This is a genomic window from Paraburkholderia sp. SG-MS1, assembly GCF_012275575.1.
Classification (GTDB): Bacteria; Pseudomonadota; Gammaproteobacteria; order Burkholderiales; family Burkholderiaceae; genus Paraburkholderia.
The window spans coordinates 13,920-35,319 of sequence record NZ_NPIH01000201.1 but is presented as its reverse complement, the minus strand read 5'-3'; the positions used below and the strand labels follow the sequence as shown (position 1 = coordinate 35,319).

20 protein-coding genes are annotated in these 21,400 nt (G+C 62.2%); 4 read left to right on the top strand and 16 right to left on the bottom strand.

Translation table 11 applies throughout. From position 1 onward, the window contains the following. From CIC12_RS15680 to CIC12_RS15665, 4 genes are all read right to left on the bottom strand, one after another. Nucleotides 1-3,021: an FAD-binding and (Fe-S)-binding domain-containing protein gene (locus CIC12_RS15680; protein ID WP_168664995.1), complete on the bottom strand. Its 3,021-nt coding sequence runs from the start codon at nt 3,019-3,021 to the stop codon at nt 1-3. A gap of 50 nt (nt 3,022-3,071) precedes the next feature. Beyond that, on the bottom strand, nt 3,072-3,821 hold the full coding sequence (locus tag CIC12_RS15675) for a 2-keto-4-pentenoate hydratase (protein ID WP_168664994.1): 750 nt from the start codon (nt 3,819-3,821) through the stop codon (nt 3,072-3,074). A gap of 39 nt (nt 3,822-3,860) precedes the next feature. Further along, nucleotides 3,861-5,147, bottom strand: coding sequence for an MFS transporter (locus tag CIC12_RS15670; RefSeq protein ID WP_168664993.1), 1,287 nt, complete (start codon nt 5,145-5,147; stop codon nt 3,861-3,863). Between the two features lie 240 nt (nt 5,148-5,387). Then, a complete protein-coding gene (locus CIC12_RS15665) occupies nt 5,388-6,608 on the bottom strand; it encodes a pyridoxal-phosphate-dependent aminotransferase family protein (protein WP_168664992.1) in 1,221 nt (406 codons plus the stop codon). Nucleotides 6,609-6,769: 161 nt separating this feature from the next. Between CIC12_RS15665 and CIC12_RS15660 the strand changes: the two genes are divergently transcribed. Then, nucleotides 6,770-7,495, top strand: a complete 726-nt coding sequence (locus CIC12_RS15660) for a GntR family transcriptional regulator (RefSeq protein ID WP_168664991.1) — start codon at nt 6,770-6,772, stop codon at nt 7,493-7,495. 394 nt (nt 7,496-7,889) lie between these two features. On the opposite strand, the gene CIC12_RS15655 is transcribed toward CIC12_RS15660, so the two are convergent. From CIC12_RS15655 to CIC12_RS15610, 11 genes are all read right to left on the bottom strand, one after another. Further along, on the bottom strand, nt 7,890-8,165 hold the full coding sequence (locus CIC12_RS15655; RefSeq protein WP_168664990.1) for a hypothetical protein: 276 nt from the start codon (nt 8,163-8,165) through the stop codon (nt 7,890-7,892). 174 nt (nt 8,166-8,339) lie between these two features. Then, on the bottom strand, nt 8,340-8,615 hold the full coding sequence (locus tag CIC12_RS15650; RefSeq protein WP_168664989.1) for a hypothetical protein: 276 nt from the start codon (nt 8,613-8,615) through the stop codon (nt 8,340-8,342). A 478-nt stretch (nt 8,616-9,093) separates the two neighbouring features. Continuing rightward, complete coding sequence (locus CIC12_RS15645) at nt 9,094-9,354, bottom strand: hypothetical protein (protein WP_168664988.1); 261 nt, start codon at nt 9,352-9,354, stop codon at nt 9,094-9,096. 283 nt (nt 9,355-9,637) lie between these two features. After that, nucleotides 9,638-9,829: a DUF6531 domain-containing protein gene (locus tag CIC12_RS33875; protein ID WP_446728016.1), complete on the bottom strand. Its 192-nt coding sequence runs from the start codon at nt 9,827-9,829 to the stop codon at nt 9,638-9,640. Between the two features lie 538 nt (nt 9,830-10,367). Continuing rightward, the gene (locus tag CIC12_RS15640) at nt 10,368-11,699 is read right to left on the bottom strand and encodes an MFS transporter (RefSeq protein ID WP_168664987.1); all 1,332 of its coding nucleotides are present in this window, start codon (nt 11,697-11,699) and stop codon (nt 10,368-10,370) included. 77 nt (nt 11,700-11,776) lie between these two features. Then, nucleotides 11,777-12,730 carry a hydroxymethylglutaryl-CoA lyase gene (locus CIC12_RS15635; RefSeq protein WP_168664986.1) on the bottom strand — a complete coding sequence of 318 codons (954 nt, stop codon included), beginning with the start codon at nt 12,728-12,730 and terminating at the stop codon, nt 11,777-11,779. Continuing rightward, entirely contained in the window at nt 12,727-13,920 is a 1,194-nt protein-coding gene (locus tag CIC12_RS15630; protein ID WP_168664985.1) for a CaiB/BaiF CoA transferase family protein, read from the bottom strand. Before CIC12_RS15630 ends, CIC12_RS15635 begins: the two co-directional genes overlap by 4 nt. Before the next feature lie 134 nt (nt 13,921-14,054). Continuing rightward, entirely contained in the window at nt 14,055-15,032 is a 978-nt protein-coding gene (locus CIC12_RS15625) for a LysR family transcriptional regulator (protein ID WP_168664984.1), read from the bottom strand. Nucleotides 15,033-15,053: 21 nt separating this feature from the next. Continuing rightward, on the bottom strand, nt 15,054-15,362 hold the full coding sequence (locus CIC12_RS15620) for a type II toxin-antitoxin system RelE/ParE family toxin (protein WP_168664983.1): 309 nt from the start codon (nt 15,360-15,362) through the stop codon (nt 15,054-15,056). Continuing rightward, nucleotides 15,359-15,676 (bottom strand): YlcI/YnfO family protein, encoded by a 318-nt coding sequence (locus CIC12_RS15615; RefSeq protein ID WP_238812648.1) that lies wholly within the window; start codon nt 15,674-15,676, stop codon nt 15,359-15,361. The genes CIC12_RS15620 and CIC12_RS15615 overlap by 4 nt, the downstream gene beginning before the upstream one ends. 64 nt (nt 15,677-15,740) lie before the next feature. Continuing rightward, nucleotides 15,741-16,379: an HD domain-containing protein gene (locus tag CIC12_RS15610; protein ID WP_168664982.1), complete on the bottom strand. Its 639-nt coding sequence runs from the start codon at nt 16,377-16,379 to the stop codon at nt 15,741-15,743. 241 nt (nt 16,380-16,620) lie between these two features. Here CIC12_RS15610 and CIC12_RS15605 point away from each other — a divergent pair, with 241 nt between their 5' ends. From CIC12_RS15605 to CIC12_RS15595, 3 genes are all read left to right on the top strand, one after another. Further along, nucleotides 16,621-17,583, top strand: coding sequence for a GlxA family transcriptional regulator (locus CIC12_RS15605; protein ID WP_168664981.1), 963 nt, complete (start codon nt 16,621-16,623; stop codon nt 17,581-17,583). Nucleotides 17,584-17,940: 357 nt separating this feature from the next. Continuing rightward, nucleotides 17,941-18,645: a phosphatase PAP2 family protein gene (locus tag CIC12_RS15600; RefSeq protein ID WP_168664980.1), complete on the top strand. Its 705-nt coding sequence runs from the start codon at nt 17,941-17,943 to the stop codon at nt 18,643-18,645. Nucleotides 18,646-18,886: 241 nt separating this feature from the next. Then, nucleotides 18,887-19,645 carry an SDR family oxidoreductase gene (locus CIC12_RS15595; protein WP_168664979.1) on the top strand — a complete coding sequence of 253 codons (759 nt, stop codon included), beginning with the start codon at nt 18,887-18,889 and terminating at the stop codon, nt 19,643-19,645. A 707-nt stretch (nt 19,646-20,352) separates the two neighbouring features. Here CIC12_RS15595 and CIC12_RS15590 read toward each other — a convergent pair. Continuing rightward, nucleotides 20,353-21,210 carry a class II glutamine amidotransferase gene (locus tag CIC12_RS15590; protein WP_168664978.1) on the bottom strand — a complete coding sequence of 286 codons (858 nt, stop codon included), beginning with the start codon at nt 21,208-21,210 and terminating at the stop codon, nt 20,353-20,355. Nucleotides 21,211-21,400 lie beyond the last annotated feature (190 nt).

Here is a 21,400-nt window from a genome sequence, read left to right as displayed (position 1 = left end):
TTACTGCAACGCCATCGCCAGCACCCGCGCCACGTGAACCGCATCGACGCCCGCGCCGTCGTGAATCTGATGCCGGCAGCTCGTGCCGTCCGCGACCATCACCGTATTGCCGTCGATCTTGCGCACGGCGGGCAACAGCGACAATTCCGCCATTGCCTGCGACGTCGCATAGTGCTCGGCTTCGTAGCCGAAGCTGCCGGCCATGCCGCAGCACGACGACTCCACCGTCGATACCTTCAACTGCGGAATCCACTTGAGCACGGTCTGCACGGGCGTGAACGCATCGAAGGCCTTCTGATGGCAATGGCCATGCACCAGCGCCTGTTGCGCGGCCAACGGCTTCAATGCAAGCTGCAAGCGACCCGCCTTTTCCTCGCGCACGAGAAACTCTTCGAATAGAAACGCCTGCTGCGACAGCCGCTGCGCTTCCACGCCGAAACCGTAGTGCAGAAACTCGTCGCGCAACGAAAGCAGGCACGACGGCTCCAGCCCGATGATTGGCACGCCCCGCTCCACGAACGGCTTGAACAGATCGAGCATGCGCCGCGCTTCCTGCTTCGCTTCATCGACGAGCCCCGCCGCGAGGAACGTGCGGCCGCAGCACACCGGCCGCTCGCCCTGGCGCGTATTGAAATGCACCGTATAGCCGGCGGCCTCCAGCACTTGCTGCGCGGCGCGCGCGTTGTCCGGCTCCATGGTGTTGTTGAACGTGTCGACGAACAGCAGCACCTCTTTCAGGTCGCCGCTTCGAGCCGCTTTGCCCGGCACGGCATTCGACAGAAACGACTTCCTGAAGCGCGGCAAACTGCGTTCGGGCGCCAAGCCCACGGAACGCTTGAACCACGCCGACAACACTGGCACGTTATCGGCCAGCGCCATCAGACCCGGCATGCGGCTCGCGGTGGCCGCATAGCGCGGCATGAAGGCAACCAGCCTGTCACGCAGACGCAGCCCATGCCGCTTGACGCGCGCCGCGCGCGCCTCGATCTTGAACTTCGCCATGTCGACGCCGGTCGGGCAATCGCGTTTGCAGCCCTTACACGACACGCACAGATCGAGCGTGTCCTTGACGTCGTCGCTCGCGAGACCCGCTTCGCCGAGTTGACCCGAGATCGCGAGGCGCAACGTATTCGCGCGTCCGCGCGTGACGTGCTGCTCGTCCTTCGTCACGCGATAGCTCGGACACATCGTGCCCGCGTCGAACTTGCGGCAGTGGCCGTTGTTGTTGCACATCTCGACGGCCTTCGCGAGACCGCCGGACAGATCGTTGCCGCTGCCGGGCAAGGTCTGCGTGCCGGTCAGCGGATCGCGTTCGACGTTCCATGCCGACCAGTCGAGCGCCGTGTCGATGCGCTGTTCCTTGTAGCCCGGGGCGAAGCGGAAATGGCGCGCGTCGTCCATCTTCGGCGGACGCACGATCTTGTCGGGATTGAAGCGGTTGTCGGGATCGAACAGCGTCTTGATTTCGCTGAACGCCTGATTCAGCCGCGGCCCGTACTGCCACGCGACCCATTCGCCACGGCACAAACCGTCGCCATGTTCGCCCGAATACGCGCCCTTGTATTCGCGCACGAGTGCGGCCGCTTCGTCGGCGATCGCGCGCATCTTCACCGCGCCGTCGCGCCGCATGTCGAGAATCGGCCGCACGTGCAGCGTGCCGACGCTCGCGTGGGCATACCAGGTACCTTCCGTGCCGTGCCGATGAAACACCTCGGTCAGACGGCTCGTATAGTCGGCCAGATGTTCGAGCGGCACTGCGCAGTCTTCGATGAAGGAGACCGGCTTGCCGTCGCCCTTCATGCTCATCATGATGTTGAGCCCGGCCTTGCGGACTTCCCACAACGCTTTCTGTTCGTTCGCGTCCGGCATCTCGACGACCGAACCCGGCAGGCCCAGATCGGCCATCAGCTCCGAGAGCTGACTGAGCGATGCGAGCTGCGCGTCGCGATCCTCGCCCGCGAACTCCACGAGCAGGATCGCTTGCGGCTCATCGACGAGCGCCTTGCTGATCACCGGACGAAACGCAGGATTGCTCATCGCCAGATCGATCATCGTGCGATCGACCAGTTCCACCGCGACCGGCTTCAGCTTGACGATGTGCTGCGTCAACTCCATCGATTGCCGGAACGTCGGGAAATTGACCACGCCCAGCGTTTTATGCGCGGGCAACGGCGCGAGCTTCAGCGTCAATTGCCGACTGAAGGCGAGCGTGCCTTCCGAGCCGACCAGCAGATGCGCGAGATTCGCGAAGCCGTCATCGGTATAAGCGCGCGGGTTCTGGCAATCGAACAGGTCGATGTTGTAGCCCGCCACGCGCCGCAATACCTTCGGCACGCGTGCGACGATTTCGTCGTGCTCGCGCTGGGCGATGCGCGTCACGCCGTCGAGAATCTGCTGCAAACGCGCGCCTTGCGGCGTCTCGCGCAGCGAAGCGAAACGCGCTTCGCTGCCGTCGGCGAGAATCGCGTCGATCGCCTCGACGTTGTGCACCATGTTGCCGTATTCGATCGAGCGCGAGCCGCACGAGTTGTTGCCGGCCATCCCGCCAATCGTGCATTGCGCGGCCGTCGACACGTCCACCGGAAACCACAGCCCGTGCGGCTTGAGCCACGCGTTCAGATGATCGAGCACGACGCCGGGCTCGACGGTGACGGTGCGCGCTTGCGCATCGAACGCGACGATGTTGTTCAGCCACTTGCTCGTGTCGATCACCAACGCTTCGCCGACCGTCTGGCCGCATTGGCTCGTGCCCGCGCCGCGCGCGAGCAGCGGCACTTTCTCGCTGCGGGCGATCTCCAGCGCGACGCGCAGATCGTCCTGATCGCGCGGCACCACCACGCCGACCGGCGTGATCTGATAGATCGACGCATCGGTCGCGTAACGGCCGCGACTCGCCGCATCGAACAGCACGTCGCCACGCAGCGACTTGCGCAGAAGCTGGGCGAGCGGACTCGTCAGCCGCGCGGTGGAGGGAACCAGATGAATCGGCTTGACGAGTAAAGCGGAGGTGGGGTTCGTCATATCGTCGGCTCGTGGAAATGCAGGAGACTGGGAACGGGCGAAGCCGCCGCCTAGTACAACGTCACGCTGACCGGCGCGAGCCCTTCGATGCGCCCGCTCGCCGTGCCCGCGTGACGCGGGAAAAACATGCCGGTGTACGAACCGGCGGTCACGACCATCTCCGGCGTCACGGCAATGCCGCGCGAACTCGCGTGATTGACGAGCCACGTCAACAAGCGCCGCGGGTCGCCGGCCGGATTCGCAGGCGCCGTCTCGACCACATCGTGTCCGTCGAAACTGAAACGCAGCGACGGCGCGATAAAGGGAAAGTCCTCGCGATACGGCGTGAACTCGCCGACGATCAACGCGCCGTGATTCTGCAAATCCGCGAGTTGCGCGAGCTTGTCGACGTCGGGCCACGCGGCATACCGGCTCGCGACGATTTCGATAGTCGCGCCGATCGAACCGATGCCCGCCATCACCTCGTCTTCGCTATAAGGCGTGGGGGACGGCTCGAAGCGGCGGCCGAAGCGAAACGCGACTTCCAGTTCGAGCCCGAGCGGCGCAAAGCCTTCACGCGCCAAACGCGCGCCGTCGGCGTGCAGATCGGCAGCGGGCAGCGGCGCGCCCTGGATCGGACCGCTCGCGGACTTCGCGCCGATTTTCCAGCCGCCGATCCGCGCATCATGGATGCCCAGCATGTCGTGCTGGATCGCGTACGCCGCATCGGCGTCGGCGGGTATCTGCTGCGGCGGCAACGTGTCGAGCGTGAGCCGGTCGCGGCGTGCCTCGGCAAGACGCCGGCTGAGTGAGGTGGTCATGTCTTTCATCGCGAACTGAGCGTGGTGGGTGCTTTGTGCTTACGCGCCAATGCGGGTCGGGACATGCGAGTTGTCCGCCTGGTCGAGAGCGAATTTGCTTTCGGGCTGCATGCGGAACGCGAGCACGACGCCGAGGCCCATCAACAGCATGCTGCCGACGAACGGCAAGTTCCAGTTGCCGAAGTAGTCGATCAGAAAGCCGCCGACCACCGGCGAGATGATCGCGGCCAGTGCCGAGCCCGTGTTCATCATGCCGCTCGCGGTGCCCGCGAATTCCGGCGCGATGTCCATCGGAATCGCCCACATCGGGCCGATCGTCATTTCGGCGAAGAAGAAGCCCGACGCGAGACACGCAATCGACAGCATCAGGTTGTGCGTGAACATCAGCGGAATCAGCGAAAGCAGGCAGAACAGCATGCAGACCGACACCATCCAGCTGCGCGCGCGTTTCAGACTGCCCGTGCGCTTGAAGATCCAGTCAGTCACAAGGCCGCCGAGCGTATCGCCGAGCACACCGGCGAAGAACACCACGGAGGCGAAGATCGCCGACTTCTGCAATTGCAGATGGTGGTTGCGCAGGAAGTAAAGCGGAATCCAGCTCAGGAACAGCCACAGCGTCCAGCCATAGCAGAAGTACACGATCGTGACCGGCGCCATGCGGCGAAACAGCTTGCTCCACGGCACGCCGGCCGCTTTCGGCTTCGGCGCGGGTAGCACCGCGAGTTCTTCCGACGTGATGCGCGGATGATCCTTCGGATGTTCGGTGAAGGTGAGCGCCCACACGACGACCCACAGCAGGCTAAGCGCGCCGCAGATGTAGAACGATTCGCGCCATCCCCAGGTCGCCATCACCAGCACGATCAGCGCGGGCGCTACCGCATTGCCGACGCGCGACGCCGCGTGCGTGATGCCCTGCGCAAAGCCGCGCTTTTCCTTCGCGACCCAGCGCGACATCGCCGAGGTCGCGGCGGGAAACGTCGCGCCCTCGCCGAAACCAAGCAGCACGCGCGCGGCCAGCAACGAAGCCAGGCCGCCGGCGAAACCGGTCAGCAAGGTGGCGACGCCCCAGATCGCGCCGCAAAACAGCAGCGTACGTTTCGCGCCGAAGCGGTCGCTCACCCAGCCGCCGATCACCTGAAACAGCAGATACGGATACGCGAAGGCCGAGAATACGAGGCCGACCTGCGTATGCGAAAGCTGGAATTCCTTGCCGAAGCCCGCCGCTGCCGTGCTGACGTTCACGCGGTCAAGGTAAGTGATGAAGTACATGATGCATAGCATCACTAGAACGATACTGGTCGCACTGGTCACACGAAACCGCTTCATCGTCTCTCTCCATGGCATGTGTCGACGACGCGCCTGAGTGGCGCGCCACGTCGTTGACCGTCAGCCGCTCGCGCGGCCGCGGACGCATTGCATGTTGTTCGGGCCGCGTTCTATGCGCGGCTGGCCGAATTCTCGAAGGGGGGCTCCCTGCCCTCCCTTGCTGCCTTGCTTGCTTGTTATCTTTCAAGGCTGATGGGCCGGCGTCTTGTGCCGATGCCGGGCTGCGGCACAAGACGCAATTCAGGCCGCCGCTTTCAAACCCGCGGACGTGGCCGGCTGGCTCAACCACTCCATAGCGGCAGGCAGACCGCTTTCCTTGAGGGGCACACCCGCGAGCCGCAGACCCATCTCGCAGCCGGCCAGCGTCGCGAGCAGCATCAGGTCGTTGCAATCGCCGAGGTGGCCGATGCGGAACATGCGGCCTTTCATCTTGCCGAGACCCGTGCCGAGCGACATGTCGAAGCGTTCGTAGATGAGCTTGCGCACCGCGTCGGCGTCGATGCCCTCGGGCATCATCACGCCGGTCAGCACCGGGCTATATACGGCCGGGTCCGCGCACTGGATCTCCAGGCCCCACGCGCGCACCGCGCGGCGGGTCGCTTCGGCGAGACGCTCGTGACGCGCGAACACGTTGTCGAGCCCTTCGCCGAGAATCATTTCCAGCGCTTCGTGCAGGCCGTAGAGCAGATTCGTGTTAGGCGTGTACGGCCAGTAGCCGGTCTCGTTCATCTCGACGATTTCGCTCCAGTCCCAGAAGCTGCGCGGCAGTTTCGCGTGCTTGCTGGCGGCCAGCGCTTTCGGCGAGATCGCGTTGAAGCTGATGCCCGGCGGCAGCATCAAGCCCTTTTGCGAGCCCGACACGGTGACGTCGACGCCCCACTCGTCGTGGCGATAGTCGGCACAGGCGAGGCCCGAGATCGTGTCGACGAGCAGCAGTGCCGGATGGCCCGCCGCATCGATCGCGCGACGCACGGCGGCGATGTCGGATGTGACGCCGGTGGAAGTTTCGTTATGCACGACGCACACCGCCTTGATCGTGCGTTGCGTGTCGGCGCGCAGACGCTCCTCGATCATCTGCGGCTGAACCCCACGCCGCCAGCCTTCGATGCCCGGCAAGCCGAGGAACTCGGGCTTCAGCCCGAGCTTGTCCGCCATCTTTTTCCACAGCGTCGCGAAGTGGCCCGTCTCGAACATCAGCACGTGGTCGCCGGGACTCAGTGTGTTGGACAGCGCGGCTTCCCATGCGCCCGTGCCGGAGGCCGGATAGATCACAACGGGCTGCTGCGTCTTGAAGATCTTCTTGATGCCGTCGAGCACCTTCAGACCCAGCGCGCCGAACTCGGGGCCGCGATGGTCGATGGTCGGATAGCTCATCGCGCGGAGGATGCGGTCGGGCACCGGGCTCGGACCCGGAATCTGCAGAAAGTGACGTCCAGCGGGATGAAAGTCTAGCTTGAGCATGTAACTCCTCCGATTGAATTTTGCATTCAAAAAACTATATCAGACGAAGCCGGACGCTCCCAAGGCCAAATGTGCGAGTGAACGCCGGTGTTTACCCGCGCTATTAACTAATCTTTCCGCTTCCGATAAAATTCCCATTCATGCGAGATGAGGGTTTTTGTATGCAAAATTCGGATTTCATTGCGAGCGTGCCCGCCTCCCCGCTGATGCCGAAGGTCGAGCGCCAGCGCCTGCACGACACGGTGGTCGAGCACATTCGCCGCTTTATCGTCGAAGGGGTGCTGGAGCCGGGCAAGAAACTGAACGAGCGGGAGTTGTGCGAGACCCTCGGCATTTCGCGCACGCCGTTGCGCGAAGCGCTGAAAGTGCTGGCCGCCGAAGGGCTAATCGAGATTTCGCCGAATCGGGGCGCGTCGGTGTCGAAAATGTCGGAGGCGGAACTGCGTGAGACCTTCGAACTGATGAGCGGTCTCGAAGCGTTTTCCGGCGAACTGGCCGCGGAACGCATGACTGCTGCCGAGCTTGCCGAGATCAAGGCGCTGCATTACGCGATGCTCGCGTGCCGCACGCAAAACGATCTGCCCGGCTATTACAGCCGCAACCAGGCGATCCACGACAAGATCAACGAGGCAGCGAGAAATTCAGCGCTGCGGCAAACCTATATCGCGGTGAACCGGCGCTTGCAAGCACTCAGGTTCCGTTCGAACTTTCAGGTTCCGAAGTGGGACAGTGCGATTCACGATCACGATGAAATGCTGAAGGCGTTAGAAGCACGTGACGGCAAGAAGCTGAGCGCGATTCTGCGGCAGCATTTGCTCGACAAGCGCGATGCGGTTTTGCAGGTGCAATCGCAGGAAGCGGTGGCGGGGTCGTCGTCGAAGACTTGAGGCGCCTGAGGTTGGGTGCCTTTGGCGTCGTAATAGTTGGGAGCGTTTGAACGTCCGCGCCGAGAGCAAAAACTTGTCCACCTAAAATGTTGGCAAGCCTGTGGACAACCTTCTCATATCCCCGCCAAGTGCTTGATACAGCAGCAGGATCGGCGCGCGGTTCATGCGTAAGCATTGGTCGCCGGTACGCAGTCGGTGGTGCGGAAAGCTCGCTTGCGCAAGGTGGGCGTCGTAAATCACTTCCGGTGATTCTCAAGCGGTCGCCTAGGCCGCCTCCTCTGCAGGTGTCCACTTGATCGCCCTCCGCCCGTGCTTGCGCGCCGGCAAATAGTCGTAGTCCAGTCGCATGCGAAGCCGAAGATCGGCCCTCCTGCCACGCTTCACATCAGGTCACTTACTGTCCTGACGGCCTATTGACCGGGGGCAGCGTAAGCGTCATGTACTGCTTGATGTCAGGCTGACCCAGCGCTATCGCATTAAGCATTCCGACTCCAAGCCGTCGCGCGAATTCGTCGTCAAGCCTGAAATCGAAATCATCCAACAGGATTGGCACTTCGAACAATCCGGCCAGGAGCGGGGCCAGCTTGGCCGGCTCAACTAACTTCACCGTCAGCCGTTGCTGCTCCTCGTCGTAGTTCAGAACCACGGAACGCGGTGGATCAACTGCCATCAATATTCCCTGCACTAAAGAATGACAAGATCAAATCGTAGGGCAACAGGCGGCACCAAGGTCCCGCCGCCGCTGCAATAAAGTTCCCACTGTTGTTGCTATACCTGCAAACGTCAGACCATACCATCGCGATCATCGAGCATCGTTCTCTCAAGTTACCCGATCAATGCGCAATTACTTTTTTAACGGCCTGTCGATCGGCTCCTGTGTGACGGCGAGGTGTTGGTTGATGTCAGGTCGGCCCAACGCAATCACATTGAGCATTGCAACTCCAAGCTGTCGCGCCAGTTCGTCGTCAAACTTGAACTCCTCATCGTCCACAAAAAACGGCACTTCCATAATTCCGCTTTTGAGCGGAGCCAGCCTGGCTGAATCTACAGCTTGCATGATCAACTGCTGAGGATCTTCGGTGTAGGTCAGAACCACGGAATACGGCGGATGTTTAGCCATCAATAGCCCCACTGCCGATATCTGTCGAATGCATTCGCTGGACACAGCGCCCAGTGCTCGGTGCTCGATCAGCTGCGCGCCAGACGTCGCGCGCTAATGTCCTCTGATGCGCTGACGCCGCAATCTCGCGGCTCACAGTTGTTGCCGTTCCTGACAGCAATAAAATGACGCCCGCATGAGCAGGCGTACGGTACTGCGAATCTTCCGGTCATGACCGGCTCCAGCCTAGCGCGATCGATAGTCTGCAATGCAAACTCCTGGCGATCCTCCAGGTAGGTCAGAACAACACCGTACAGCGGATGATTAGCCATTAATAGCGGCGCTCATGTCTGGCTCGAAGGTCAGCGTCATTAATGACACCCCGCGAGTTTCCGGGAAGAAACGCCCGCGTGTGCGGGCGCTAAAACGAAAGCGGCAAAGGGGTATTCACAGCATTCAGAGACACCTCATTTGACTCGCTACCTTACTGTCCAGACGATCAGTCGATTGGGTCCAGCCTAAAGCTCGTATACTGTTTTATATCAGGTTGGCCCAGTGCAATCAGAGTGAGTATCCCTGATCCGAGTCGACGTGCAAACGCGTCGTCAAGCTTGAACTCATGCTCGTCAAGCAGGATTGGTATCTCTAATTCCCCGGCCACGATCGGTGCCAATCTGGCTCGATCAACAGCTTGCACTGCAATCTCCTGACGATCTTCGAAGTAGGTCACAACCACGGAATACGGCGGATGTTGAGCCATTAGTACCCTCTGCACTGTTGGTAGGTTTGGAATGCCCTCTGCTTACATAGAGCGACTGCCCGCACGCCGCCCATTGCCGGAGCAAACGACGAGCACAGAGTCATTTGAGCATTGTATTGAGCGAAGCATTCGTCCTCATGATCTTCCCTGGCACTGCACTTCACCATCCCACCGGTTGCGCTTCCTGCTCCAAAGACAGCACTGTAGAGCAGTGACCTCTTCGCAGAGGCCGTCACATCCGGCACGAGGGTCGGATAAGGAACCTGCGACTGATCACTCAGCATCAGTTCCGTTGTCTCGCCCCATAGGGCTTCGAAAGATAGACCCGCCTGAAGACGATTGGCGACACGCCGCCGCTTTGAAAATCGGCTTCGGAAAGCGCGACAATCCCCTTTGCTGGCAACACCGGGTCCGCCACCGGACAGGAGTCGTCCGGCGTAGAGTCGTCAGGCGGTGTTGGGGGGTGTTGCACCATTGATCTATCTGGGCAAGGTCATTGATGCAGGCGTAATTGCCGAGGCCACCCGGCGTGTTGCTGGTCACGGTAAGCTTGCAGCTCGGCGTACCAGGCGTTGCACCGGACTGTGCGTAAAGCGAAAAGCAGTCGGCCGCATTCGCTCCGAACGCGAACATGACAAGCATGAGTGCAGCCAGCAGGCGGGTTGCAATACATACCGCCTCGACGGTGGTTCCGTCTCTTTTCATAGTCGTCCCTACTAATCGCACCTGGTTGTTTTCCCAAGCACCTTATCGGGCACGCTCTATCCCAACTATCCGACAACTCCTAAAATTACAATTTGCCCCTGAATTCTCAAACAGTCCGATACACACGCTGACGCGTGAAAGTTATCCCCTGTTTTTGTTGGCAAGCCTGTGGACAACCTGCTCACAGGCCAGCCAAGTGATTGATGCGACAGGCCTCTCTGCCGCCGGTTCAGTCGCAGGCAGGCCGCCGGCTCATCATTTTGCGAGGCGCCGCGCCGACGGTCCATCCACACGCTCCACGCCCACTCTCACCGCGCCCCTTCCTTGCGCCGCAGCGACTCCGGCATCCCGTACAACATGATCAGCGCGCAGATCACGCTCATCGTGCCGATCACATACAACGCCGGCGTCGTGCTCCCGGTCAGATCCTTCACCCGGCCCACCATGATCGGGCTCACGATCCCGCCAAGCTGTCCGAGCGTATTGATCAACGCAATCCCGCCTGCCGCACCGGCGCCTGTGAGCAGCTTGGGCGGCAGCGCCCAGAACGCCGGAATCGACGCCACCACGCCCGCGCCCATCACCGCCAGCGCGATCACCAGCAAGGTGGTCTGCTTGTCGAAGAAGCCTGCGGCAAAGAAGCCGATTGCCGACATCACCAGTAAGCCGAACACGAACTTGCGCCGCTCGCCGGTCGCGTCGGACAAACGGCCCACCACCACCATGCAGATCGCGCCGCAGACATAAGGCACGGCCGTCAGCAAGCCGATCATGGTCGGGTTGTTGGTGCCCGCGACGTGGATCAGGTGCGGCGTCCAGAAATTCAATCCGTACGACGCCACCTGAATCAGGAAGTAGACCAGCCCCAGCGTCAGAAAGCCCGGCGTTTTGAGCGCGCCCATCAGTGAATGGCCGGTGCTCGGATGACGGCTCTGCTGCGCAATCTGCCCCGACAGCAGCGTCTTCTCCGACGGCGACAGCCAGCCCGCGTCCTCGATGCGATCCTTAAGCAGTTTCAACACCATGATCCCGAGCACGACGCATGGCAGCCCGCCGAGCAGGAACAGCCAGTGCCACCCGGCCATGCCCAGCACCCCGTTCATGTGTCCGATCACCAGCCCCGCGAGCGGCGCGCCCACCAGCCCCGAGAACGCGGACGCCAGAAACAGCATCGACGTGATACGCCCGCGATAGCTCGGCGGAAACCATAGCGTCAGGTAGTACAGCACGCCGGGTGCAAAGCCCGCTTCCATCGCGCCGATCACGAAGCGCAGCCCATAAAACTGCCATTCGTTGTTGACGAACACCATCGCCGCCGTCGCGAGTCCCCACGAAATCATGATCCGCGCAATCCAGCGCCGCGCGCCGACCTTGTACAGAAACAGATTGCTGGGGACTTCGAACAATACATAGCCGATCACGAACAGACTCGCGCCGAGGCCGTACGCGGTATCGGACAGACCGAGATCGCTCTGCAACTGGAACTTTGCGAAGCTGATGTTGATGCGGTCGAAGAACGCGAACAGATAGCAGATCATGATCAACGGCATCAACCGCCACGCGACTTTGCGGATGACGGCCACGAGGTCGTCCGCGCTATCCTGACGGCCGCCGCTTGCAACTGCGCCCAGGTCACTCATGCTTGTCTCCAATGCCGGATTCGGCGAGGCCGTCCGGTCGTTTAGTCGGTTAATCGATCAGTCGGTTTTGGGGGAAATCAGATTTGCAGAACGTATTCGGGCACCGGATGCACGTCGCAATTGCGGCCCGCCTTCGCGAGTTGCCCAGGCACGTCGTGGCCGAGCAACGCAGGCAAACCACGCGACAGCGCAAGCAGCTTCGGCAGATCGACGCCAGTGGGAATGCCCATCTCGTCGCACATGTTCACGAGGTCTTCCGTGCAAATGTTGCCGGAAGCGCCCGGCGCGAACGGGCAGCCACCGAGGCCACCGAGCGCGGCATCGAAGCGGCGGGCGCCGACTTCGTATGCGGCCAGCACATTGGCGAGACCCAGCCCGCGCGTGTTGTGAAAATGCAGCGTGAGCGCGGCGGCCGGCAGCCGTTTGAGCACGCGTGCGACCAGTCGTTTCACCTGGCGCGGGTTCGCCATGCCGGTCGTGTCAGCGAGCGTGATGCCCTCGATGCCCATCTCGCGATACGTATCGACGATGCCGACCACTCGGTCTTCGTCGATCCGTCCTTCGAAGGGGCAGCCGAAGGCAGTCGCCACCGTCGCGTTCAGCAGCACACCGGCGCCCTGCACGTGCCGCACGATGTCGTCGAAGGCCATCAGTGACGACTCGCAACTCATGCGCATGTTGGCGCGGTTGTGCGTCTGACTCGCGGACATCACGAGGTTCAGTTCGTCGGCGTGCGCGGCAAGCGCACGCTCGGCCCCCTTCAGGTTCGGCACCAGCGCGACGTAGATCACACCGGGATGCCGTTCGATCTGCTGGAACACGGCGTCGCCGTCGCGCAATGCCGGAATCGCTTTCGGCGACACGAACGAGCCGGCTTCGATACGCGTGAACCCCGCGGTCGATAGCGAATCGATCAGTTCGATCTTGTCGACGGTCTCGACCCACGTGGGCTCGATCTGCAAGCCGTCGCGCGGAGAGACTTCCTGCACGATCAGCTTGTCGAAATGGGCGTCGTTGTCGGCGGCGTTCATTGCACGGCTCCTTCGCGGCGCAGCCGCTCGATGTCTTCCTTGTCAAATCCAAGTTCGCCGAGAACGCTGCCGGTATGTTCGCCGAGCGTCGGCCCTTGCCAGCGCACCTCGCCCGGCGTGTCCGACAGCTTCGGCACGATCCCCGGCATCTTCACCGACGCGCCGCCCGGCAATTGCGCTTGCAGCAACATGTCACGCGCCTGGTAGTGCGGATCCGCGACGATGTCGGCCACCGAATAGATGCGGCCCGACGGTACTTCAGCGCGTTCGAGCGCGGCCAGCACGTCGTCGGTCGCGTGGCGCGAGGTCCACGCGGTGATCGCCTGATCGAGCATCGCCGATTGTTTCGCCCGGCCATCGTTGTGCGCGAGCGCCGGATCGTCGGCGAGATCGGGGCGGCCGATCAATTGCATGAGGCGCTTGAAGATCGGATCGCTGTTGCCGGCGATCACGACGTAGCCATCGTCCTCGGTGCGATACGTGTTCGACGGTGCGATGCCCGGCAACGCGCCGCCGCTGCGCTCGCGCACGTGGCCGAGCAGGTCGTATTCCGGCACGAGGCTTTCCATCAGATTGAACACACTCTCGACCAGCGACACGTCGACCACCTGGCCTTCGCCCTGTCCAGTCTTCACGCGCAGCAGCGACATCAGCGCGCCAATCACGCCGTGCAGCGACGCGAGCGAATCGCCGAGACTCACGCCGACGCGCGCCGGCGCGCCGTCCACTTCGCCGGTCGTATAGCGAATCCCGCCCATCGCTTCGCCGATCGCGCCGAAGCCCGGCCGGTCGCGATACGGGCCGGACTGGCCGTAACCGGAGATGCGGACCATCGTCAGTTTCGGGTTGATCGCGTGCAGCACGTCCCAGCCGAGGCCGAGCTTTTCGAGCGCGCCAGGCCGCAGGTTTTCGATCACGACATCGGCATCGGCGGCGAGCCGTTTGACGATCTCGACGCCGTCCGCCGACTTCAGGTTCACGCAGACCGACTTCTTGTTGCGCGACTGCAGATACCACCAGAGCGAGGTGCCTTCGTGCAGCTTGCGCCATTTGCGAAGGGGGTCGCCGGTCTCGGGGGCTTCGATCTTGATGACGTCGGCGCCGAACTCGGCCATGAGGCGCGCGGCGAACGGCGCGGCGATGAGGGTTCCGATCTCGACGACGCGGATACCCTGAAGGGGTCCACCCATAGTGCTGTCTCCGAAGCTGGTTTCGTATTGGAAGACAGCTTAGGAGCGGCGTGGCGGCGGCGTCCAACCGCAATTCGCCAACGACCGTTCGCGAACGGCGAACGCTCGGTGTTTGACGGCGGCGGGTGGGGGCGTCAGTGGCGTGGGTTGGCTTGGCCGGCCTCGGCTGCTTCTGCGGTCCCGGTTGCTTTCGCTGCTTCGGTTGCTTCGATCGAGCGCAAGTGGTCGAACAGCAAACGGCTCACCGGCGAAAGCGCGTCGACGTCGCGCACCACCAGCACGAGGCTGCGTTCGGACCAGTCGTCCTCCAGCGGCGTGCCGACGAGGCCGAGCGGCGCGCCCATCAGTTGATAGACCTTGCGCGGCAGCACCCCGACGCCCATACCGGCTTGCACCATCCGGCACACCGCGTCGAAGCCCGGCACGTGAATGCGCAGGCGCAGCGGCTTGCCCGCCTGGCGCGCGGCCAGATGCGTGCGGGCGTTGATCGAACTCGCGGCGTGCAGGCCGACGTGATCACCATCGAGCGTTTCGGCAAACGCCACGCTCGCGCGCGCCGCCAGCGGATGATCGTCGCGCATGACGAGCACGAGCGAATCGCGCCGATAGTGCTCGACATGCAGGTCGTGCGTGTCGGCGTCGCCGGAACAGATGCCAAGATCGACGAGGCTGTCGTCCACGGCTTGGACCACGCCGCCGCTCGGCCGCTCTTCGAGATCGAGCTTGACGCGCTCGTGCTGCAACTGGAACGCTCGCAAATCTTCGGGAAGAAACTCGACGATCGCCGACAGATTGGCCATCATCCGCACGTAGCCGCGCACGCCGCTCGCGTGGCCGGCCAGTTCGATGCCGATGTTTTCGATGTCGCGCATGACGCGGCGCGCGTGATGCAGCAGCGTTTCGCCCGCCGGCGTCAGCGTCATGCCGCGCGCGGTGCGCTGAAACAGCGTCGCGCCGACCGCCTGTTCGAGTTCGAGCAAACGCCTGCTCGCGGCGGAAACGGCGATTGCCTCGCGCTCAGCGGCACGCGTGAGCGTGCCTTCTTCATAGACGGCGAGAAAGAGTTGAAGCGTCGTGAGGTCGAGCCTTCGGAGAAGGTTTTTGATTACCATGGCGGTGCGCCGGAAGTTCGGTCAGTGGTAATCATCCTCTAGCTGATGGCGTACCGCCAGCACGGTCACTGTCTGACTGTCCTCGATTTCGAACAGGGCGAGATAGCCTGACCGGCCAAACGTGATCAGCAGTTCACGCAGGAACGGCGTATCCCGCTGCGCCTTGCGGCAGGTGAACGGCGACGTGCGAAGCGTGGCGATACCATCACGGATCGCTTGCAACGCGCGTTCGGCAAGCCGGAAATCCGCCTCGTCCCGTTCGAGGATGAAGTCGTACAGTCTTTCAAGGTCGGCCACGGCCGCGCGCGTGAAACGAACCTGATACGTCATCGATTCTTCTTTGCTCTGGCCTTGGCTTTCGCTTTCACAAGCCGTGTCTCGAGGCCGGCGAGCACGTCGTCAGCGAGCGCGTAGTCGTCGCTTTGCTTTGCCTCTTCGCGCGACTCGAGCCCGCGCACGACAAACTCACGAAGATTCAAGCGCCGCGTGATGTTGTCGCGGATAGCCTGCTCCACGAAATTGGAGAGGCTTTCGCCTTCCTGTAGCACCTCCTCGGCCGCAGCCCGCAATTCGGGCTCGACACGCACTGACGGAAAAGTAGCGCTTTTCATTCGTTCGCTCCATGCATCGCATTTGCGATGCATTATCGCGCTATCCGGTTTCCGGTGCAAGCTAGCCAGGTGCGGCCACAGCCGTCAAATCCTCGGCTCAATCCTTCCACGCCGACCCGAGAATCATCGTGCAGAAATTCTCGCGATGATAATGCGGGTCTTTCAACGCCAGCACGTCCGCCTTCACGTTGCCGAAGGTCGTCTCCGGCTTGTGGATCGTGCCATGCGCGAACGCGTCGATGATGCCTTCCTTGAAGTGCGCGCCGCGCGGGTGCGCGTGAATCACCTCGTGACGCTGATGCTCGGTGAACTCGTCGTAAGCGAGACCCAGCACGTCCATCTCGACGCCTGCCGTGACCAGTGCGACCACCGGCTTCATATGCTGCGGAATGCCTGGCGTCGTGTGCAACGCAATCGAATTCCACACCTGCTCGATGTCGTCCTCGCCGATGCCGTGACGCCGCAGAAAATCACGCGCCGCATTGGCGCCGTCCACTTCGAAGCGGTCATGCTCGCTGCTATACGGCGCAACGAGTCCCATGTCGTGAAACATCGCGCCGATGTACAGCAACTCGGGATCGTACTTCAACTGCTTGCGCGCGCCGGCCAGCGAGCCGAACAGGAAGACGCGCCGCGAATGGTGATAGAGGAGTTCGGTTTCGGTATCGCGCACGAGTTGCGTGGCTTCGCGCGCCATCATGCTGTCGGGAATCTGGATGCCTGCGATCGTGGTCATGTGATGTACTCCGTGTCGGATTCGAATGAACGGGACGCGCTGTCCTCGCGACGTCAAAGCGCGTTTGGTATGCTGGTCCGCGGCGCTTTTTCGTGCGCTTCGAACTGCGCATCCGATGAAGCCCAGTATTGGCCAACGCGCCGCCCCGGACAATCGCCGTGGACCGTTGAACACTGCCAAACGCACCGCGTTGACTGCCGCGGGCTGCGGATTTTTGTCCATCGTCAAAGGAAGTCTTTCGATGCCAACCGTCGCGATCGCGATCTTCCCCGGCGTGCAGGCGCTCGATGTCGCCGGCCCCGTCGATGTGTTTTCCGAAGCCAATGGGTTCCTCGCGCCTGCCGATCGCTATGAGGTCAAACTGATCGCGGCGGAGTCCACGCCGCTGCGCGCGTCGAACAGCATGACGCTGGTGGCCGATGCCACGTTCGACGACGCGCGCGAGCCGTTCGATCTCGCGCTGGTCGCGGGCGGCCCCGCGCTGCCGAACAACGAGAGCCCCGACACGCGCCTGCTCGACTGGTTGACGAACGTCGCCGCACGTTGCCGCCGCTACGGCTCGATCTGCACCGGCGCGTTCGTGCTCGGGCATGCCGGCTTGCTCGACGCGCGCAACGTCACGACGCACTGGCAGCATGCGGCGCAACTGGCCGCGCAGTTTCCGCAGGCCCGTGTCGATTTCGACCGCATCTATCTGCGCGACGGGCCGCTCGTGACATCGGCAGGCGTGACGGCCGGTATCGATCTGTCATTGGCTTTGGTGGCCGAGGACCATGGTCCGCATACCGCGCTCGCCGTCGCCAAGCGGCTGGTCGTGTTCGCGCAGCGGCAAGGCGGGCAGTCGCAATTCAGTCCCTATCTGACTGCGCCCGCCGACGACACGTCGCCAGTCGCCAAGGTGCAGGCGCACGTGATGGAGCGGATTAGCGAGAGCTTCACGGTGAAGCAACTGGCGGAAGTCGCGGGTATGAGCGCGCGCAACTTCGCGCGCGTGTTCGTACAGGAGACCGGGGTGACGCCGCATGAGTTCGTCGAGCGGGCTCGCGTGGATGCGGCGCGCAAGCTGCTGGAGAGTAGGGGTGCGGCGCTCAAGGCGATTGCTTATGACTGTGGGTTTGGGACTGCCGACCGGATGCGGATTGTGTTTATGAAGCGGATTGGGGTGACGCCGATGGGGTATCGGGAGAGGTTTCGGGCGGGGTGAGAGTGGAGCGTTTCGGGTTCCACGGAGTGAGCAGCTTGTGGCTGCTTGCCGGAACTCGGGTCATGTGGCTTTCGGGTGTGGCGAGTTCATGCTGACAGGCATTAGTCGCCGGCTGCGGCTATTGCGCTGCGGCATTGCTGGTGTGCCGATATACCGGTCGTTCCCGAAAGTTCAGAGCGAAACTTGACGCACCTGAAGCAAAGTTCGCGAATGACCATTTTATGAACGGATGTACGTTCGCAAACATATTAACGATATGCGAAGTGCAAGCATACCGTTTAGCTCGCGCTCCGTAGCAAGGCGCGCCACCATCCATAGGTAGGCAATTCGCAATCAACGCCCCGCCAAAACCAAATCATGAATAGCTTCGACTCGTCAATGCTGGCTATCGTGACACGCGATACGATGCACTCGGAGACTTTCAGCCACGCAGTCAGGCTCGTTGCGGACTTCTATCTGTTCAAAGGCGTTCTGCCACTGGCCATGCTGTGTGCCCTCTGGTTCGACACAGGGGAGCGCCGGCAGTGGCAACGGGAAATGGTGGTGGCCACCATCCTGAGCGGTTTTCTGGCACTCTTCATCGGCAGAGTGCTCGCCTGCTGGTTGCCCTTCCGCCAGCGACCGCTCTACGACCCGAGCCTGCACCTGACGTTTCCGATAGCGGCCACTCCAGAAGCAGTGCTTCGAACCTGGAGTTCGTTTCCTAGCGACCACGCCATGATTTGGGCGGCCGTCGCGATGGGCATTTTTCTCGTCTCCAGATGGATGGGCGTGCTCGCGCTACTGCACTGCGTCTTTCTTATTTGTATTCCGCGCGTTTATCTGGGCTTGCACTATCCGACCGACGTTCTGGCAGGCATGATCCTCGGCATTGGCGTTACCTGCCTTGTCACGCGAAAACCGATCATGGAGCGATTTGCTCCAGTCATCGTGCGATTCATCGACAAGTATCCGAAAGTGTCGTATGCCTTCCTGTTTGTCATGTTGTTTGAACTGGCGACCATGTTCGATGAGCCACGGCAGCTTGCGGAAGGTATCTTTCGACATGTTCTACGCAATTGATGTTCGACCTCCATTTTTACGTCGCCTGATGGACTTACGTCACCCGGTTACTGCGTTCGGCGGGCGATGCCACGCACGTCACGCATGCGGAATTGACTGACCACAACACCTCGGAAGCCGTTGTTCGCGTTGCACTTTCGCCAATGGCACATAACAGATCCCATCCCCCGCCCACCCGCAAAGCCTCGCAAAAAACCCTGTGAAAATGGCCCCTTGCCAGCCACCGCTCACAAGGAACCCCATGCCTTCCACGTCTCCGACCCGCGCAATCGTCACCGGCCACACTCGCGGCCTCGGCGCGGCGCTCGCCGAACAGCTGATCGCACGCAACGTCACCGTGCTGGGTCTGTCCCGCTCGCGTCATGCGAGTCTGAAGACCCGTTTCCCAACACAGCTCGAAGAAATCGAACTCGAACTCGCCGACCCCACGCGCGTCGCGCAATGGCTCGCGACCGATGCACTGCGCGCGTTCGTCAGCGGCGCGCAAACGGTTCTGTTGATCAACAACGCGGGCATGGTGCAACCCATCGGCCCAGTCGAAGGGCAGGACGCGGCGGCTATCGCCAGCGCGGTGAGCCTCAACGTGGCCACGCCACTGATGCTGGCCAGCGCGCTCGCCGCAGCAGCCGTCGATGCGAGCGACCGGCGCATCGTGCACATTTCCAGCGGCGCGGCCCGCAATGCGTATTCCGGATGGAGCATCTATTGCGCGACCAAGGCCGCGCTCGATCATCACGCGCGCGCCGTCACGCTCGATGCAAACCGCGCGCTGCGCATTTGCAGCCTCGCGCCGGGCGTCATCGATACGGACATGCAGGCGGAGATTCGCGGCAGTGGCGAAGAACAGTTCCCGATGCGCCCGAAGTTCGAAGACCTCAAACGCAACGGCCAACTGTCGACGCCAGATCAATGTGCCGCGCAATTGGTCGACTACGCGCTGGGCGATGCATTCGGGCAAACGCCGGTGGCCGACATCCGCGAGATCGCCAAACCGGCGTAACGCACGGCAACGACGCCTCCCGAAAAATCTCACCTTTGACACGCAACGGTGCGGGTTCGGCTTGAGGCGTCGCTCGAATAGCTCCCGAAAACGCTCACCTTTCGAGCTCGGGGACAGGGCGCAAAGGCATGCTGGGCGTGCTGCCATGGGTTCGAACCAGGCTACTCCCGCAAACCCTCACCTTTAGCGCGATACGGAGCGATCTACGCGCCGATCCAGGACCCGTGAGCGACAACGCGTGGCGCGCGGCATTGCGCGAAACATTTCACGGCTCCTGCAGCAACGGAGTATGGATATCCCAACGCGGATCGCACTAACGACTCATCCGCTGATACAGCACGCACTATCCCTCACGCTGAGCGCGACAATGTGCAGTCGTGGAGTGCGTCGTCAGGCCAACACCATCACCGAATCGTTCGGCGAACGTTGCCGGAGCCGGTCATTGCAATTAGCGAAGAGTGAGGCAAACCGAGGCGCACAGACTCACGTATCGTCCAAGGCCTTCGGCTCCCGAATGTTCTCACCTTAGCGCCGCCAGGAGCATAGTGAAGCCAGGCCGTTCGAAGACAACCGATCAATTCACCCATGCAATCAGCGCGTGCGATGGCGCCCGGCAACCATCGGTGCCCGGCGGGTAACGCCTTGGTTCGAGCCGAAAAGCGCCCGCGCTCAGCGTCATTCCTTCGCAGGACACGCGCGGTGGGAAATCACGCCGCGATCGCAGCGGATAGCTCGGAGGGGGCGTACTTCGAGGTTGCGAGGACTTCGGCGGGAACGGCAACATAGGCGCGCCGCAACAGCGCGCCACGGCGAAACATCAACAGATCACCAGGCGTGCAGGCGGTCCAGACTTCATCGGTCAACGGCGTCGTGGCGATCACCGCCGTCCGGTCGGCCGGCGTGCCGCGCTCGGCAAAGTTCACCGTCAGATCATCGTCCACCAGACGCGCGCTCGAAAACGGCCAATGGCGTATCACGTACGACAGACGCGTCGAGCAATACGCAAACTGCGCCTTGCCGTTCGAAAGCACGAAGTTAAAAATGCCGAAGACGTTGAGCGTGCGCGTCGCGTGCTCGATGACGTCGAACAACGCGTCGACGTTATCCGGGTCTGCATCCGCATGCGTGGCGAAATGCGCGTGCAGGCGGTTCATGATGAAGCAGAACGCCGCTTCGCTATCCGTCGAGCCGACTGGTGTGAACGGCCCCGGCTCCTGCTCACCGAGCCGCTGCAGGTCGCCGTTGTGCGCGAACACCCATTGCTGACCACGCAACTCGCGCATGAAAGGATGGCAGTTCTCGACCCGCGCGCCGCCTTGGGTCGCCTTGCGAATGTGCGCGACGACATTGCGCGACCTGATCGGATAGCTTTTCAGAAACTCTGCCACGGGCGATTGATACGCCGGCCTTTCATCGACGAAGACGCGGCACGCGCGGTCCTCATAGAACGCCACGCCCCAGCCGTCGACGTGGTGGTCGGTCAGGCCGCCGCGCGCGGCGAAGCCCGTCAGCGAGAAACTGACGTCGGTGGGCTCCGCGCAACTGAGGGCGAGCAATTGGCACATGTGCGGCTTCGTCCTAAGCCCATTGCGCGAGGACACGCGCGCCCGCCGTCACCGCCTTCGCAGTGATGGTACTCACGCGCCCAGAAGGTTTCGCCGCCATTGCAAGTCACCCGGTGTCGTTCATATTCACTGGGAGACTAGCGCGTTTCAACAGCTGCCGTTATAGCGAATCATGCTTTGCAAATCATCG

Excerpts from the sequence above, each read along its gene's own strand:
- CIC12_RS15605 (WP_168664981.1), top strand. The coding sequence starts at position 16,621 with ATGCCAACCGTCGCGATCGCGATCTTCCCCGGCGTGCAGGCGCTCGAT.
- CIC12_RS15655 (WP_168664990.1), bottom strand. The coding sequence starts at position 8,165 with ATGGCAGTTGATCCACCGCGTTCCGTGGTTCTGAACTACGACGAGGAG.
- CIC12_RS15640 (WP_168664987.1), bottom strand. The coding sequence starts at position 11,699 with ATGAGTGACCTGGGCGCAGTTGCAAGCGGCGGCCGTCAGGATAGCGCG.
- CIC12_RS15660 (WP_168664991.1), top strand. The coding sequence starts at position 6,770 with ATGCAAAATTCGGATTTCATTGCGAGCGTGCCCGCCTCCCCGCTGATG.
- CIC12_RS15670 (WP_168664993.1), bottom strand. The coding sequence starts at position 5,147 with ATGAAGCGGTTTCGTGTGACCAGTGCGACCAGTATCGTTCTAGTGATG.
- CIC12_RS15645 (WP_168664988.1), bottom strand. The coding sequence starts at position 9,354 with ATGGCTCAACATCCGCCGTATTCCGTGGTTGTGACCTACTTCGAAGAT.
- CIC12_RS15620 (WP_168664983.1), bottom strand. The coding sequence starts at position 15,362 with ATGACGTATCAGGTTCGTTTCACGCGCGCGGCCGTGGCCGACCTTGAA.
- CIC12_RS33875 (WP_446728016.1), bottom strand. The coding sequence starts at position 9,829 with ATGGTGCAACACCCCCCAACACCGCCTGACGACTCTACGCCGGACGAC.
- CIC12_RS15665 (WP_168664992.1), bottom strand. The coding sequence starts at position 6,608 with ATGCTCAAGCTAGACTTTCATCCCGCTGGACGTCACTTTCTGCAGATT.
- CIC12_RS15675 (WP_168664994.1), bottom strand. The coding sequence starts at position 3,821 with ATGACCACCTCACTCAGCCGGCGTCTTGCCGAGGCACGCCGCGACCGG.
- CIC12_RS15630 (WP_168664985.1), bottom strand. The coding sequence starts at position 13,920 with ATGGGTGGACCCCTTCAGGGTATCCGCGTCGTCGAGATCGGAACCCTC.
- CIC12_RS15615 (WP_238812648.1), bottom strand. The coding sequence starts at position 15,676 with ATGCATCGCAAATGCGATGCATGGAGCGAACGAATGAAAAGCGCTACT.
- CIC12_RS15680 (WP_168664995.1), bottom strand. The coding sequence starts at position 3,021 with ATGACGAACCCCACCTCCGCTTTACTCGTCAAGCCGATTCATCTGGTT.
- CIC12_RS15635 (WP_168664986.1), bottom strand. The coding sequence starts at position 12,730 with ATGAACGCCGCCGACAACGACGCCCATTTCGACAAGCTGATCGTGCAG.
- CIC12_RS15595 (WP_168664979.1), top strand. The coding sequence starts at position 18,887 with ATGCCTTCCACGTCTCCGACCCGCGCAATCGTCACCGGCCACACTCGC.
- CIC12_RS15590 (WP_168664978.1), bottom strand. The coding sequence starts at position 21,210 with ATGTGCCAATTGCTCGCCCTCAGTTGCGCGGAGCCCACCGACGTCAGT.
- CIC12_RS15625 (WP_168664984.1), bottom strand. The coding sequence starts at position 15,032 with ATGGTAATCAAAAACCTTCTCCGAAGGCTCGACCTCACGACGCTTCAA.
- CIC12_RS15610 (WP_168664982.1), bottom strand. The coding sequence starts at position 16,379 with ATGACCACGATCGCAGGCATCCAGATTCCCGACAGCATGATGGCGCGC.
- CIC12_RS15650 (WP_168664989.1), bottom strand. The coding sequence starts at position 8,615 with ATGGCTAAACATCCGCCGTATTCCGTGGTTCTGACCTACACCGAAGAT.
- CIC12_RS15600 (WP_168664980.1), top strand. The coding sequence starts at position 17,941 with ATGAATAGCTTCGACTCGTCAATGCTGGCTATCGTGACACGCGATACG.